Origin of the sequence: Hyphococcus sp. (assembly GCF_041986965.1) — a bacterium.
Classification (GTDB): Bacteria; Pseudomonadota; Alphaproteobacteria; order Caulobacterales; family Parvularculaceae; genus Hyphococcus.
In genome coordinates this window covers 468,039-482,310 of sequence record NZ_JBHIXB010000002.1, presented here as the reverse complement: position 1 = coordinate 482,310, position 14,272 = coordinate 468,039, and the positions used below count along the sequence as shown (strand labels likewise).

Annotated in this window: 13 protein-coding genes; 9 read left to right on the top strand and 4 right to left on the bottom strand. The window is 57.6% G+C overall.

Annotation, left to right across the window (positions count from 1 at the left end):
• Positions 1–12: 12 nt before the first annotated feature.
• Together ACFC5L_RS11275 and rnd are read right to left on the bottom strand one after the other, a co-directional pair.
• Positions 13–750 (bottom strand): N-formylglutamate amidohydrolase, encoded by a 738-nt coding sequence (locus tag ACFC5L_RS11275; RefSeq protein ID WP_375202839.1) that lies wholly within the window; start codon positions 748–750, stop codon positions 13–15.
• Between the two features lie 51 nt (positions 751–801).
• Positions 802–1,953, bottom strand: a complete 1,152-nt coding sequence (rnd, locus tag ACFC5L_RS11270) for a ribonuclease D (protein WP_375202840.1) — start codon at positions 1,951–1,953, stop codon at positions 802–804.
• Positions 1,954–2,166: 213 nt separating this feature from the next.
• On the opposite strand from rnd, the gene ACFC5L_RS11265 reads away from it, so the two are divergent.
• Positions 2,167–3,129 carry an IS1595 family transposase gene (locus ACFC5L_RS11265; protein WP_375202841.1) on the top strand — a complete coding sequence of 321 codons (963 nt, stop codon included), beginning with the start codon at positions 2,167–2,169 and terminating at the stop codon, positions 3,127–3,129.
• 40 nt (positions 3,130–3,169) lie between these two features.
• On the opposite strand, the gene ACFC5L_RS11260 is transcribed toward ACFC5L_RS11265, so the two are convergent.
• Positions 3,170–3,364, bottom strand: coding sequence for a hypothetical protein (locus ACFC5L_RS11260; protein WP_375202842.1), 195 nt, complete (start codon positions 3,362–3,364; stop codon positions 3,170–3,172).
• A 457-nt stretch (positions 3,365–3,821) separates the two neighbouring features.
• Complete coding sequence (locus ACFC5L_RS11255; protein ID WP_375202843.1) at positions 3,822–4,727, bottom strand: helix-turn-helix domain-containing protein; 906 nt, start codon at positions 4,725–4,727, stop codon at positions 3,822–3,824.
• A gap of 275 nt (positions 4,728–5,002) precedes the next feature.
• On the opposite strand from ACFC5L_RS11255, the gene aspS reads away from it, so the two are divergent.
• The 8 genes from aspS to ACFC5L_RS11215 all read left to right on the top strand — a co-directional run bounded on the left by aspS (position 5,003) and on the right by ACFC5L_RS11215 (position 14,266).
• Positions 5,003–6,802, top strand: coding sequence for an aspartate--tRNA ligase (gene aspS / locus ACFC5L_RS11250; protein WP_375202844.1), 1,800 nt, complete (start codon positions 5,003–5,005; stop codon positions 6,800–6,802).
• A gap of 24 nt (positions 6,803–6,826) precedes the next feature.
• Positions 6,827–7,948: a M14 family metallopeptidase gene (locus ACFC5L_RS11245; RefSeq protein ID WP_375202845.1), complete on the top strand. Its 1,122-nt coding sequence runs from the start codon at positions 6,827–6,829 to the stop codon at positions 7,946–7,948.
• 321 nt (positions 7,949–8,269) lie between these two features.
• Positions 8,270–10,255, top strand: a complete 1,986-nt coding sequence (locus tag ACFC5L_RS11240) for a heme lyase CcmF/NrfE family subunit (RefSeq protein WP_375202846.1) — start codon at positions 8,270–8,272, stop codon at positions 10,253–10,255.
• Complete coding sequence (locus ACFC5L_RS11235) at positions 10,252–10,788, top strand: DsbE family thiol:disulfide interchange protein (RefSeq protein WP_375202847.1); 537 nt, start codon at positions 10,252–10,254, stop codon at positions 10,786–10,788. The genes ACFC5L_RS11240 and ACFC5L_RS11235 overlap by 4 nt, the downstream gene beginning before the upstream one ends.
• Entirely contained in the window at positions 10,785–11,237 is a 453-nt protein-coding gene (locus tag ACFC5L_RS11230; RefSeq protein ID WP_375202848.1) for a cytochrome c-type biogenesis protein, read from the top strand. The genes ACFC5L_RS11235 and ACFC5L_RS11230 overlap by 4 nt, the downstream gene beginning before the upstream one ends.
• Positions 11,234–12,091 (top strand): c-type cytochrome biogenesis protein CcmI, encoded by an 858-nt coding sequence (gene ccmI, locus ACFC5L_RS11225; RefSeq protein WP_375202849.1) that lies wholly within the window; start codon positions 11,234–11,236, stop codon positions 12,089–12,091. The genes ACFC5L_RS11230 and ccmI overlap by 4 nt, the downstream gene beginning before the upstream one ends.
• Positions 12,092–12,252: 161 nt before the next feature.
• Positions 12,253–12,639 (top strand): DUF3307 domain-containing protein, encoded by a 387-nt coding sequence (locus ACFC5L_RS11220; RefSeq protein ID WP_375202850.1) that lies wholly within the window; start codon positions 12,253–12,255, stop codon positions 12,637–12,639.
• Between the two features lie 196 nt (positions 12,640–12,835).
• Positions 12,836–14,266 (top strand): hypothetical protein, encoded by a 1,431-nt coding sequence (locus ACFC5L_RS11215; RefSeq protein WP_375202851.1) that lies wholly within the window; start codon positions 12,836–12,838, stop codon positions 14,264–14,266.
• Positions 14,267–14,272: the final 6 nt, after the last annotated feature.

Genomic DNA, 14,272 nt, shown 5'->3' with positions numbered 1-14,272 from the left:
TGTCGTCTCAGCCTAAGAGACGATCTTGCGCACTCCTGCGGCGAGAAGATCCGCCATCTCGGCGACGCCCTCATTGTCCGAGATCAAATCCTGGCGCGCCTCCAGAGTGATATGGGATAGTGACCGGGGTCCGATATGGCGGTCAACGGAATAATTAAACTGGCGCGCGTCATATGGCTCATTGTCCCCGATACGCCAGTCGGTTTCCCGTTCCAGATGGTTAATCATTTGCCGAGCGGATGGTTCGTCTTCCCGCCAGAGAAGCCCTACGGACCACGGACGGTCTTCGGCGGCGCCCATCAGGCGATTGGTGAAACTGTGAACCGATATGACAAAAGGCTCGCCGGAAGAGGCTATGATGTCATCAAGCGCAGCGTCCAGAAGGTCATGATACGGAATATGAAATGTATCGATGCGGGCCTTGCAGTCCTCGTCGCTCAACATCTGATTGCCGGGAATCGGAATCTGATCGCTTGTGGATGGAATAATGTCTTGTGTGCCAATGGCGCGGTTGGGATCGATGATGAGGCGTGAGAATTCGCAGCGAAAGAGCGTTCCCTGAAGCCTTTGGGCGAGGCCGGCGGCGAGGGCGCCGGCGCCGATATCCCACGCGATATGCGTTTTGAGGATGTCCTCCGGCAAGCCCAGACAATTGAGCGCGGCCGGCATGGCGTTTGAGGCATGGTCGCAGAAGACGAAAATCGGCGCCGCGCCGAATTTTTCAAGATGGGCTAATTCAAAATTGCTCATGGTCCTATTCATGCGTGTGTTTTGAAGACGCGCAAGAGCGAGGGTGACGCATCAGCCCTGAGACTCGATAATTTCCACCGCGCCTTTTTTGAGTTTCAAGGCGATTTCGCCGCGCTTGAGACGCAGCGCTGCTTCGCCATAGACGTCACGGCGCCAGCCGTGCAGCGCGGGCACGTCGGCGTCATCGTCAAGGGCTATAGCCTCAATATCAGCGCTCGATGCGATCAGCTTCGGCGCGACATGAAACGCCTCGCATTGGCGTTTGAGGAGCACTTTCAACAGCTCCACCACATCGGCCGGCGCTTTTTCCTTTTCCACTTTTTCGATCGCAGGCAAGTTGTCGCGCGGTATCTCCACCCCTTCCGTGATCGCTTTGACGATGGCCGCGCCAGACCTTGAACGCTCAAAGCCGGAGGGAATTGACCGCGCGCGGGCGAGGGATTTTGGGTCCTTCGGCTGAAGACGGGCGAGTTCGAAAATGGATTCATCTTTCAGCACGCGGCTGCGCGGTGTGTCTTTGGTTTGCGCTTCGCGCTCACGCCATTCAGCGAGTTTCATGACGGCGCCGATTTCCTTGGGGCGCACGCCTCTCAACTTCAGCCGTTTCCAGGCGTTCTCGGGCTGTACATGATAAAGGTTCCCGTCATTGAGCGCCTTCATTTCTTCTTCAACCCAGTGCCGGCGCTCCCGCTTCTCAAGAGTTTCAGTCAGAAGCGGGAAAGCGTCGCGCAGATGGGTGACGTCAGAGAGCGCATAGGCGAGCTGCGCGTCGGTCAGGGGACGGCGCGCCCAGTCGGTAAAGCGCGAGCCCTTGTCGATCTTTGCTTTCAAAAGCGTGCGCATCAGCGGCTCGTAACCAATCTGATCACCAAAGCCGCAGGCCATGGCGGCGATCTGCGTATCAAAAAGGGGCGCCGGCACATCGCCGATGAGCCGGTAAAAGATCTCGAGATCCTGGCGAGCGGCGTGAAAGACCTTCACCACCTTTTTGTCGGTCATCAATTCAAGAAAAGGCGACAGGTCGAGCTTGTCGGCGAGGGGGTCGATAATCGCCTCTTCGCCTTCGGCCGCCGCCTGAATAAGACACAGGATCGGCCAATAGGTCTTTTCCCGCATGAATTCGGTGTCGACCGCCACAAAGGGCCGCTCGCGCAGCGCTTTAGAAAACCGGGCCAATTCGTCTGTGGTGGAGATAACTTGCATGAAGGGCGCTTCTATCGGCGCGCGAGGGCCCCTGCAAGCGCCCTTCGGCGCTGCAAAAAGGCGCGGCTGGCGTTGATTGCGGCGAGCGGGGCCGTCTGTGGAAAATGAGCCGATCCGGCCAGGATTGTTAACCTTTAATGTCAAGTGTGCTGGACATTATTCACTTGACATACCACACCTGAAACCCCATATTTTGGTCATTGGAGAGAAACAATGGCCAAGAAACTCACAGACGCGATTTTCCACGATGAAGAAGCCGCCCGGGCTCACTATGAGGCGCTGCGCTGGCCGGATGGCCGGGTCTGCCCCCATTGTGGCGTGGTAGGCGATGAATTTTCGACCCTTCTGAAAGGCAAATCCACGCGCCCCGGCCTCTACAAGTGCAAGGTCAAGGAATGCCGGAAGCCCTTTTCCGTGACCATCGGCACGATCTACGAGCGGTCCCATATCCCGCTCCATAAGTGGTTACTGGCCACGCACCTGATGTGCTCCTCGAAAAAAGGCATCAGCGCCGCCCAGCTTCACCGCAACCTTGGCTTTGGCTCCTACCGGACGGCATGGTTCATGGCGCACCGTATTCGCGAGGCCATGCGCCCGGAAGACTTCGAGCCTTCCATGGGCTCCGGCGGCGGCATGGTCGAGGCGGACGAAACGTTTCTGGGGCGCGATCCCGATGCGCCAAAGAGCCGGACGCCGATGCACAACATGTGCAAGATCGTTGCTCTGGTTGACCGCAATTCAGGCCGTGCCCGCAGCTACGTTGTCGATAACATCAGCGCAAAGACCATTAAGCCGATCCTAGAAGAAAACCTTGCGCGCGAAGCCCATCTTATGACGGACGAGGCGCGCCACTACATGCCGCTCGGCAAAGGCTACGCCAAGCATTCATCCGTTCGTCACGCGCAAGACGAATATGTAAACCGCGAGGACAACACCATTCATACGCAGACCATCGAAGGTTATTTCGGAATTTTCAAACGCGGAATGCGTGGCGTTTATCAGCACTGCGATAAAAAGCACCTTCATCGCTATCTTTCGGAATTTGATTTCCGCTATTCCAATCGCGCGGCGCTCGGCATTGATGACACGCAGCGCACGGAGAAGGCCATCAAGGCCACAGTCGGCAAGCGTCTTTTATATGAAGCAACTTCTGGACGGGAAGCCGCGCAAGCTTAAGGGGTCAAACAAAAAGGCCCGGTGGCGGACAAAATAAAGTTTACTTGCTGGCTATTTGTTTTGCGTCGTTATACTCGCGCATCATGTTGCCAAGTTTGCTCATGTCATCGAGTAGGGCCTTTTTGTAATCGGCCCGCTCTGCTGTGGACATTGGTTCATCGACGCGCGCCCATTCAACTTTGATGGCATCTCGCAAGTCTTCAATATCTTTCTTCCACTGCACAAAATCAGGCATTGCTCTCTCCGTTATTGGAAGGGGAGCCCGCAACGGGGCGCCCCGGCTTCCTGCCGGGCTTGGGCTTTGGTTGTTCTTTTGGAGGCGTATTCAACATCCGCTTAATGACAGCATCGCGTCTTAAGGCGACCTCATCGTCTTGTCTTTGGCTCTTTTTCTTAGCCTTCCGGGGCATAAGGCGCGGATTCCTTGACATTTTCGGCGATTCCAAGCAGGAAAGCCGTGGCGGATAAATTCCGCCACGGGCAATCGAGCTTCGGATGCTATGCAGAGCCTTGGCCCTGTTTATTTAATCTGATCGCTTGCCACATAGGGTTTCTCACTTTCTAGGCGCGCAGGCCCTGGTTGGTGTGAATATCTGGCGAGGTGGCACCCTCGCCGGTGGAAGGGGTCCCCGATGGGGCCCCTTTTCCGTTCAGCGGAGGACCGCTGGCGGAAACTGTTGAAACAATACCTGTCACGACTTCACCAGCCGCAGACGCTCTTCGGGCTGATCCGGAGGCGCCGTTTCAACCTCGACTCCGAAGTGCTGCGCCCATTCTGGCGGATAGGGTTTTCCGGCCTTGAGGCCATCGCGCCATTTGTAGAACGTACCGTACGAAATTGACTGACCGAATTTCTTTTCGACCTCTTTGGCGATCTTAGTCGGCGAGAGTTTAGGTTGTTCCTTCCAAAGGTCTGCGACATAAGCCCAAACTTCTGGAGAAATCACGGGCCGCCCGCCAACCAAGCGCCCCTCCGAACGCATGCGTTCAATGCTCGCTTTCACAGCGTCACTGTGTTTTTTTTTGTCGTGTGGATAGTAACCGCTGGAATTGCGCCGAATTTTTTCCAGTTCCTCGGCGCTATACATGCGCGCCAGCGTCCACTTGGCGGAGCTTACTTTGACAACTTCGCCGGTGCGCTTTTCAACACGGGTAAGGGCGTGTTGAACCGCATTGAGTTCGTTTTTCTGTGTAAATTCGTAGTCTAGCGCCCGAAGGTAGGCCAAAACCTCCTTGGTCGTGCGCCTCACGGCGTATTTCGCTTTCTCCTGCTCCTTTTCGAGAACCTGAACGCAGGCATCTTGAAGTGGAAGGGAGGCTATCACTTCCGCATCGGTTGGATTTTCTTCTTCGACGCCGCCGCCATAGCGCACAGGCGGTATCGATGGAGTGTTCGAGGATGGCGGGAGAACAACTGAAACAGTGCCGCTAGTCGTGTAGGAAATCACGCGGTCATATGCGCGTACGCTTGCCAATAGCTCCTTGCGCGTTTCCTCGGAGGGCGAGACGGCCATATCCTCAAGGAGCTTTTCGCGGTCAGTCCTCAAAACTGCCGCCGCAATCTCCCTTGGATCTCGATTTTGGTCGGCGCCAGACATTTCCGAGACTCGGCCTTTCAACGAATAAGGGAATTATTCCCGCTCATTTCGCTCTTTGGCCGAGTTTTAACGATTCGTCAACCGTAGGTCCTCCGATTAAATTAATGCCCTTTGGTATCTCAAGTGCATAATGTCCAGTGTGCTTGACGCATCTCCGTTGCCCCGGCCCTGAGACCCGCCGACGCCCCGTGGCTGTCCAGTTCGGGCCCCGAGCGGCCTTGACATTGCATGACGCGTTCGCCACTCCGGCGCGACCAAATTCAGTGGGGAATAGAATGCACGCCTATCGTAGCCACACCTGTGGACAATTGCGCAAAACCGAAGTCGGCGAGACGGTTCGCCTCTCGGGGTGGGTCCATCGCAAGCGCGACCATGGGGGGCTCCTCTTTATCGATCTGCGCGACCATTACGGGCTGACCCAGCTTGTTGTGGAGCCTGAGGCGTCTTTCTTCGCTGAAGTGGAGCGCGTCCGCCAGGAAAGCGTCATCATGATCGACGGCCGGGTGGTCGCCCGGGACGCCGAAGTGGTGAATCCGAACCTGCCCACGGGGGAGGTCGAAGTCCGCCTTGACTCGTTTGAGGTGCTGTCCAGTGCGGATGAGCTGCCGCTGCCGGTCTTTGGCGAGCCGGACTATCCGGAAGACATCCGGATGACCCACCGTTATCTCGATCTGCGCCGCGAGACCCTGCACCGGAACATCATGGTCAGGTCACAGATCATTAGTGAAATCCGCGGCGGCATGGAGAAGGCGGGCTTTACCGAGTTCCAGACCCCGATCCTGACAGCGTCGTCACCGGAAGGCGCGCGCGATTTCCTCGTGCCATCGCGTCTTCATCCCGGCAAGTTTTACGCGCTGCCCCAGGCGCCGCAGATTTTCAAACAGCTCATCATGGTCTCGGGCTTCGATCGCTACTTCCAGATCGCGCCCTGTTTCCGCGATGAGGATGCGCGCGCTGACCGGTCGGCAGGCGAGTTCTATCAGCTCGACCTCGAAATGAGCTTCGTCGAGCGTGAAGACGTCTTCGATGCGGTCGGACCGGTGATGGAGAACACGTTCAAAGCCTTCGCCGGCGAGCGCAGCGTGACGAAATATCCGTTCCCGCTGATCCCATTCGATGTGGCGATGCTGAAATACGGCACGGACAAGCCGGACCTCAGATGTCCCATCGAAATGCATGTTGTGTCCGATCATTTCCGCGGATCGGGCTTCAAGATTTTCGCCCAAATCCTCGACGCCGATCCGAAAAACGAAATCCGGGCCATCCCGGCGCCGGGCGGCGGCAGCCGCGCGTTCTGTGACCGCATGAATTCCTTTGCGCAAAAGGAAGGCCTGCCGGGCATGGGCTACATGATCTTCGACGAAAACGAAGTGAAAGGCCCGCTCGCAAAAAATATCGGGCCTGAGCGCGCTGAAGCCGTGCGCGCGCAGCTTGGCATGAAAGCCGGCGACGCGGCGTTCTTTCTTGCGGGCAAGCCGGAGGACTTCCTCCCGGTCGCGGCGAAAGCACGCGTTGTTATCGGCGAAGAACTTGAGCTTACAAACAAAGACCGGTTCGAACTCGCCTGGATTGTCGATTTCCCCATGTATGAATGGGATGAGGAGAACCAGAAGGTCGAGTTCGGTCACAACCCGTTCTCGATGCCCCAGGGCGGGCTTCAGGTGCTGGAAGCGGCGGCGAGTGATGAAGAAAAGCTCGCCATCAAAGCCTATCAGTATGACCTTGTCTGCAACGGCTATGAGCTTGGCTCCGGCGCGATCCGGAACCATCGCCCCGATATCATGTATAAAGCCTTCGACATCGCCGGTTACGGCAAGGAAGTGGTTGAAGACAAGTTCGGCGGCATGTTGAACGCGTTCAAATATGGCGCCCCCCCTCACGGCGGTTGCGCCATGGGCATCGAACGGATTGTCATGCTGCTCTGCGATCAGGCGAACATCCGCGAAGTCACGATGTTCCCCATGACGCAGCAGGCGGAAGACCTCTTGTTGCATGCGCCGATCGAGGCGACGGATCAGCAGTTGAAAGATGTCCACATCCGCGTGGTCATGCCGATCACGGAAAAGAAAGACTAACGGGCGCTGCCCTGAAGGGAAGAAATGGTCAAGATCTCAAGCGATTTCGACAGCGGCAATATCATCTGCAAGAACGCCGAAAATCCGTCGAACATAGAGCTTGAGATCCGCCCCGACGGCAAAGCCAATTTCTTTCAGTGGTTTTATTATTGCGTTGAAGGCGGCGAGGGGGAAAACCTTGTCATGCGCCTCACCAACGCTCATGGCGCATCCTATCAGGGCGGCTGGAAAGACTATCGCGCCGTCGCGTCCTATGATCAGGATGAATGGTTCCGGGTGAATACGTCTTTTGACGGGCGCGAGCTGGCGATCCGCCACGCGCCGGAAGCGGACAAGATCTGGTACGCCTATTTTGCGCCCTATCCGACGAGCCGCTATCGCACCTATATCGAGAACATCAAGGAATCGCCGGCGCTTTCACATGAAGTCCTCGGCGAGACGCTGGACGGTCAGGAGATTCACTATTTCAAGGCCGGTGAGGGGCCGCGGCACCTCTGGGTGATCGCGCGCCAGCATCCGGGCGAGACCATGGGCTCCTGGTGGATGGAAGGCTTTCTGGAGCGTCTTACGGATGAAGACGATGCCGGAGCAAAGACCCTCCTCGAAAAGGCGACGCTTCATATCGTGCCTTGCATGAATCTCGACGGCGCCAAGCGCGGACATTTGCGCACCAACGCCGCGGGAAAAGACCTCAATCGCGCCTGGCGGAATACGACCATGGAGGAAAGCCCGGAAGTCTTTCTCACGCGTGAAAAAATGCGCGAGACAGGGGTCGATTTCTTTCTCGATGTCCATGGGGACGAAGCGATTCCCAACAACTTCCTCGATAACACTTTTGGCATTCCGTCATGGGATGAGCGTCATGAGAAGCTGTTCACCCGCTATTCGTCCCGTTTGCTGGACATCTCGAAAGATTTCCAGACCAAGCAAGGCTATCCGCCGGCCGCGCCCGGCAAGGCTAATCTCGACATCGCCAATTCCTATGTGGCCGAGACCTGGAACTGTCTTTCCATGACCCTCGAAATGCCTTTCAAGGACGCGAATGTGAACCCGGACAAGGTTCACGGCTGGTCGCCGGAGCGCTGCCGCAATTTCGCTCGGGAGCATCTCACGGTCATGACGGAAATTGTGGATTTGCTGCGCTGACGGTTCCGCCCGCATAGGACGAGCCGCTGCGTCGAAAATTCATCACTTCTGTTGAAAAACAGCACTTTTGCTTAGTGTTGGTGAATAGTTATCCCCCGGGTTCGCCGCCGCCTTATACTCCCTCTTGTCCGTCATCCCGGACGCGTTGCAGCAAGGAATGCCGCCGCGCATATCGGGGGACGCGAATAGACCGGCTTGGCGCTTCATGCGGATAGGGGCCATGGATTCCGGGCGGCCGGGTCCAGCGCCCATATATCGCGGGGTCTCACCCTCGCGCCGGGAGGGCGAATTCATTATGTAGAGCGGCAAACCAGAGGAATCATGACCCCTGAAATCGGACATTTTGCGCTTATCCTCGCCTTCATGCTGGCGCTGGCTCAGGGGCCGGCCCTGTTTATGAGAGCAAGAGGAAAGGATGCGCGCTTCGCGGTCTTCGGCCAGCGCGCGGCGATCCTGATTTTCGCGCTGGTGGCCCTGTCTTTTTTTAGCCTGATGCACGCCTATGCGGTGTCGGATTTTTCCGTCGAAAATGTGTTCCAGAACTCGCACTCGGCGAAGCCGTTCATCTATAAGCTGACGGGCACATGGGGGAACCATGAAGGCTCCATGCTGCTATGGGCGCTGATCCTCACTTTGTTCAGCGCGGTGCTGGCGATGCAGGGACGCGCGGCGCCGCGCGATCTTTTGTTGCTGACGCTGGGCGTTCAGGCGCTGATCGTCTCCGCGTTCCTGGCTTTTATTCTGTTTACTTCCAATCCGTTTTTGCGGCTTTTTCCGGCGCCGGCGGACGGAACAGGATTGAACCCGTTGTTGCAGGACCCCGGCCTCGCGATTCATCCGCCGTTTCTTTATCTCGGCTATGTGGGTTTTTCGATCCCGTTTTCCTTTGCGGTCGCTGCCTTGATCAGAGGCAAAGCGGATACGGTCTGGGCGCGGCTGGTGCGGCCATGGGCGCTGATCGCCTGGGTGTTCCTGACGATCGGCATCGCGCTTGGCAGCTGGTGGGCCTATTACGAGCTTGGTTGGGGCGGCTGGTGGGCGTGGGACCCGGTGGAGAACGCGTCCTTCATGCCTTGGCTCGCCGGCACGGCGCTGATCCATTCCATTCGCGTTGTCGAGCGTCGCGACGCCATGAAGGGATGGGCTGTGCTGCTCGCGATTACGGCCTTCTCCCTGAGCCTTGTGGGCACGTTCCTTGTCCGGTCGGGCGTGATTACATCGGTTCACGCTTTCGCTGTTGACCCGACGCGAGGCGTTTTCATTCTCATGATCCTGATGGCGGCGATTGGCGGGGCGCTGACTTTATTCGCCATGCGGGCGAATTCACTCTCGGCGACGGGCGCCTTTGCTGCGGTCAGCCGGGAGGGGGCGCTTGTGGTCAACAATGTGCTGATGCTTGTCGCCTGCGCTGTCGTTTTTGTAGGCACTTTTTATCCGCTGTTTATTGATGTGCTGTCCGGAGAGAAAATTTCAGTCGGGGCGCCCTATTTCAATTTCATCTTCGCGCCGCTGGCGTCACTCACGCTGATGCTTGCCGCCATCGGAACCTTGCTGGCCTGGAAGAAGGGTGACCTCGGCGCCACGCTCAACAGACTCTGGCCCGCCGCAGCCGCTGCGGTGGTTGTCGCTGTCATTGTCGCCGTCATCGCCGATCGGGCGCGCATCAGCGGCGCTTTTGGCATGGCGCTGGTGGTCTGGCTGGCTGGCGGCGCGATCACGGATATCGCTGAACGGATCAAGCTTTTCCGCGCGCCTTTCTCGCAAAGCCTCAGCCGCGCCAAAGGCCTTCCCGGCGCCGCCTGGGGCGCGGCTATCGCGCATGGCGGCATTGCGCTTTTTGCACTGGGCGCAGCCAGCATGAGCCTTTGGAAGACCGAAGTAGTGCAATTGATGGCGGAAGGAGATGCAGCGGAGATCGCCGGTTACGCCGTTACGTTAAAATCTGTGGAGCGCATAAGCGGGCCGAACTATGAAGCGGAACGCGCGACCTTTGTCGCCACTAAAAACGGCGAGAGTGTCACGTTGGCGGGCGAACGCAGGTTCTATCCGGTGCGCGGCATGGAAACGAGTGAGGCGGCGATACGCGCGCGCGGGTTCAACGACCTTTACATTTCATTCGGCGCCAATAGTTCAGGCAATGGCTGGCCGGTGCGGTTATTCTTCAATCCTCTTGTCGGCTTTCTCTGGCTTGGCGCCGCCGTCACTGCTGTTGGCGGGCTTGTCGCCTTTGGCGACCGCGGGCGCAAACCGGCGAAACTCCGGAAAGCGACGTCGTCTTCCGCAGCAATGGAGGCGGCGACCGCATGAACCGGCTTCTCCTGATCGTCCCTGTTCTTCTGTTTGTCGTTGTCGGCGCTTTTTTCGCCTGGGGGCTGACGCGCGACCCGACCGCGATACCGTCGCAGCTCATCGACAAACCGCTGCCGGATTTTGACATGGCCGCCATTGAGGGAATGGATGAAGGCTTTTCATCCGATGAATTAAAAAACGGGGACGTCGTTCTTCTTAACGTATTCGCCTCGTGGTGCGTGAGTTGCCATATTGAACACCCATTCCTGATGCAGCTTGCGCAAAATGACGTCATCGAAATCTATGGCCTTAACTGGAAAGATGAGCCCGGCAAAGGCAAGGAATGGCTCGACCGGCTCGGCAATCCCTACGCCAAGGTGGGCGATGATTATTCAGGCCGCGTAGCGCTTGATCTCGGCGTTACCGGCGCGCCGGAGACATTCGTCATCGACAAAAACGGCGACGTAAGATTCCGCGTCGCTATGCCGATTACCGAGCAGTACTGGAATACGACGCTTGGCCCCTTGATTGAGGATTTGCGTCGCCAATGAAATATCTGCTTTTGATTTTTACCCTTTTGCTGGCTGGCAATGTTTTCGCCGCGGAGCCGGACGAGTTGCTCGACGACCCGGTGCTGGAAGAACGCGCCGAAAAGATCGACGCGCAATTGCGCTGCGTCGTCTGTCAAAGCCAGTCGATCGCAGAATCGAATGCGCCTCTGGCGAAGGATTTGCGTTTGCTTGTGCGCGAACGGCTTGTCGCCGGCGATACGGACAAGGAAGTCATCGCCTATGTTGTCGAGCGTTACGGCGATTACGTTCTCCTGAAGCCGCCGGTGCAGGGCAATACGTTGTTCTTGTGGGCGTTTCCGGCATTGGCGCTGGCGGCGGGCGGGATTGGCGCCTATGTCTTCCTGCGCCGCCCGAAGGCTGCGCCCGCCGCGCCCATAAGCGATGAAGACGAAAAGGAAATCGACCGTCTTCTGGAAGAGCGCGGATGATGATTTGGGTTTTGATGTTTGTTTTGGCTGTTGCGTCGCTCGGCCTCTTGATAGAGCCGTTTCTGCGCGCCCGGCATGTGGCGGAGCCGCTGGACGAAGAAGACTATCTCGCCGCCCAGATCGCCGATATCGCCTGCGACCGTGAGGCTGGGCTAATCAGTGCGGATGAGGCGGCGACCGCGGAAAAAGAAGCGCGGCGGCGTCTTCTCGCCGCTCATCGGGCGGCGGAAAAGGCGACAACAAAAACGGGCGGTAAACCTGCGCTCTATGCGGCGATGGCGCTCACCGCGCTGGCGCCCTTGGCGGCGTTTGTTCTTTACGGTGTGCTTGGCAATCCTGCTCGTGAAGAGACGGCGGCGGGACAGGAACTCGCGGTACGCGCCCGTGCGCAGATGGCGGCCGACATGTCGACAGATGATCGCGCTCAGATGATTTCGGGAATGGTGCAGGGGCTCGCCGCGCGCCTTGAAGAAAATCCGGATGATCTTGAAGGCTGGACCATGCTGGCGCGGTCTTACACCGTCATGGAAGACTACGAGAAAAGCGCTGATGCGTATGCGCGCGCAATCATGCTGTCTCCGGAAGACCCGGCCCTTCATATGGGCAGAGTGCAGGCGCTGGTCTCTGCAAATGTCGTGAAGGGCGAACCGTTTGATCAGCAAACGGAAGAAGCCATTGCGATGCTGGCGGCGCTGGATCAGGATCACCCTTTCGCCCTCTATTTTCAGGGAGTGGCGGCCAGTCAGCGTGGTGACGCGGATGCTGCGCGCGATTACTGGTCACGATTGGTGGCCATGATGCCTGAAGACGCCCCGGAACGCGCTCGCATTGTCGAGATGATCAACGCACTCTGATGGCCCTGGTTATCGTTGCGCTGCAATAAGTGTGATGTGCGTCACCCAGGAGGCTGGAAAGGCCTTTCCTTGCCTTGCTTCGCCGCGGCGACCCGGCTTAGGGTTTCCTGTCGCGCTGATTGTCCCGGCGCGCAAGAGGGGATTAGGGCAGGATTATTGGAATGAACGACGTCGCATTCGTGTTTGCGCTGCTACTTACCTATCAGGCCAAGCATTTCATCAGCGATTATCTTCTGCAAACGACCTGGATGGCGAACGGCAAGATGAAGCCGGGCTGGGGGTTTTTGTATCCGCTGACATTGCATGTGCTTATCCACGCGCTCCTGACCCTGACGATTGTGCTGGTCGTTAATCCATCTTTGTGGTGGCTGGCGCTGGTCGATTTCGCAGCGCATTTCACCATGGACCGGATCAAGTCGGCGCGTTCTCTGCTTGGCCGGTTTGGAAATCCCCAGAAACAATCCTTCTGGATTTCGTTCGGCTTTGATCAGATGGTTCACCATCTAACTCATTATTTTATCATCTGGCAGCTGGTGACGAACCGGTAAGATGCTGAAAAAGCCCTGTTTTCGCCGCAGTTTCATGGTTAATGGCGGCGAGAAAACGGTTGCGGGGGGATTTGCCGCATCGCATAGTCTGATGTGAGAGACATCGCCAGGCGCGCTGAATACGCGCCGGCGCTGTTGCGGGTATGGCGACTTTCCCGGCGCGAGCAGGCTCGCCGCACCGGGCAAGGGGGAGTTTATGGGAGAGAAATCCCGAAGACGATCATTCGAACGCGCAGTGCTTGTGCTGACGGCGTTTGCTGTGTCCGGCGCTGTGATGGCGCAGGAGCCGGAAGAAGCGGCGCGTGAAGCCGTTGACCGCGATCTCTATAATGTGCAGCGGGAAACGACTGGTGAGCGTTACCGAGATGCTCGCATTCCTTTCGGACAAATTCTGTCAGCGCCGGATGATATCCAGTTGAATATCGACTATGCGCGCCAGCAGATTGCGGGCGGCGATCTCAAAGAAGCCGGGGCGACGCTGGAGCGGATCCTGCTTCTCAATCCGACGCTTTACGACGTGCGTGTTTTATACGGGCTCGTCCTTTACCGTTTGGGGCTTTATGACCGTGCGCGTTATGAGCTTGAGCTGGCGCTTGAAAGCGGAGAGCTGCCGGGGCCTCTCGCGGCGGAGGCGGAAACATATCTCAAACGCATCCGTTACGAACAGCGGCCGACCCGCGGCGCGCTGACCATTACGACGGGTGTTGATTATGAAACTAACCGCAACCAGTCGCCGTCAAGCGGTCAGGTTCTTTTCACCTTGCCCAATCCGTTCGTTCCAGGACAGTTCGTCACGACAAACCTGAACGCCAATCCGAAGGTCGATGACTTTGCTTTTGTCTTGTCGGCGCAGGGACGCTTACAGCATGATCTCGGAACACAGGAAGGAAGCCTCCTTCATGCTGATGTCGGCTATTATCATTCAGACAAGATGGAGGTCGACACGCTCGATCTCGACGCCGCGACACTGGCGCTTGGCGGCACATGGTTTTCTGGAAACTGGTCGGTGACGCCGCGCGCGCGCGGAGGGTTTTACTGGCTCGACGGTGAAGATTACCTTGCGACCTATGGCGGCGAGGTTGAGGTCGCCTATCGCTGGAACCCGCGCTTCACGACCTATGGGAATGTGCGGGGCGAACATGAAGACTTCCGCGGAACCAGCAATTTCGCCGCTGCGGACGAACGCACGGGCCGGCGCATGAGCGGTCGGTTGGGTGCCGTATGGCGCCTTACGACCAACCAGAAGCTGACGGTGGAAGGGCTTTACGCCGATAAAAATGGCGAAACGGACTATGAATCTTATAATCGGTATGGCGCATACGCCCAGCACAGCTGGCTGCTTGGCCGCGGCGCATTCTCGCTGATTGGCGTCTGGGCGGAAAACTCGTCTTATGACGGTCCCGATAATTTCATCACGCCGCTGATAACGCGTGATGAATGGCTCTATCGCGGCCGTTTCACGATTGGCGCGCCAATCTCGTTCTTTGCGCCGGGCCTGCCGGAGGCGGTGAAGGACATCAATCTTATTGCGCAATATGAATATGAGACGGTGGACTCCAACATTTTGAACTTCGATTACAAGACGCACAAAGCGGCGTTCCTGATTTCGAAGCGTATTGCGTTTTAGGGGGAC

Excerpts from the sequence above, each read along its gene's own strand:
- ACFC5L_RS11265 (WP_375202841.1), top strand. The coding sequence starts at position 2,167 with ATGGCCAAGAAACTCACAGACGCGATTTTCCACGATGAAGAAGCCGCC.
- ACFC5L_RS11235 (WP_375202847.1), top strand. The coding sequence starts at position 10,252 with ATGAACCGGCTTCTCCTGATCGTCCCTGTTCTTCTGTTTGTCGTTGTC.
- ACFC5L_RS11220 (WP_375202850.1), top strand. The coding sequence starts at position 12,253 with ATGAACGACGTCGCATTCGTGTTTGCGCTGCTACTTACCTATCAGGCC.
- ACFC5L_RS11230 (WP_375202848.1), top strand. The coding sequence starts at position 10,785 with ATGAAATATCTGCTTTTGATTTTTACCCTTTTGCTGGCTGGCAATGTT.
- ACFC5L_RS11275 (WP_375202839.1), bottom strand. The coding sequence starts at position 750 with ATGAGCAATTTTGAATTAGCCCATCTTGAAAAATTCGGCGCGGCGCCG.
- ACFC5L_RS11215 (WP_375202851.1), top strand. The coding sequence starts at position 12,836 with ATGGGAGAGAAATCCCGAAGACGATCATTCGAACGCGCAGTGCTTGTG.
- ACFC5L_RS11245 (WP_375202845.1), top strand. The coding sequence starts at position 6,827 with ATGGTCAAGATCTCAAGCGATTTCGACAGCGGCAATATCATCTGCAAG.
- ccmI (WP_375202849.1), top strand. The coding sequence starts at position 11,234 with ATGATGATTTGGGTTTTGATGTTTGTTTTGGCTGTTGCGTCGCTCGGC.
- ACFC5L_RS11260 (WP_375202842.1), bottom strand. The coding sequence starts at position 3,364 with ATGCCTGATTTTGTGCAGTGGAAGAAAGATATTGAAGACTTGCGAGAT.
- ACFC5L_RS11255 (WP_375202843.1), bottom strand. The coding sequence starts at position 4,727 with ATGTCTGGCGCCGACCAAAATCGAGATCCAAGGGAGATTGCGGCGGCA.
- aspS (WP_375202844.1), top strand. The coding sequence starts at position 5,003 with ATGCACGCCTATCGTAGCCACACCTGTGGACAATTGCGCAAAACCGAA.
- rnd (WP_375202840.1), bottom strand. The coding sequence starts at position 1,953 with ATGCAAGTTATCTCCACCACAGACGAATTGGCCCGGTTTTCTAAAGCG.
- ACFC5L_RS11240 (WP_375202846.1), top strand. The coding sequence starts at position 8,270 with ATGACCCCTGAAATCGGACATTTTGCGCTTATCCTCGCCTTCATGCTG.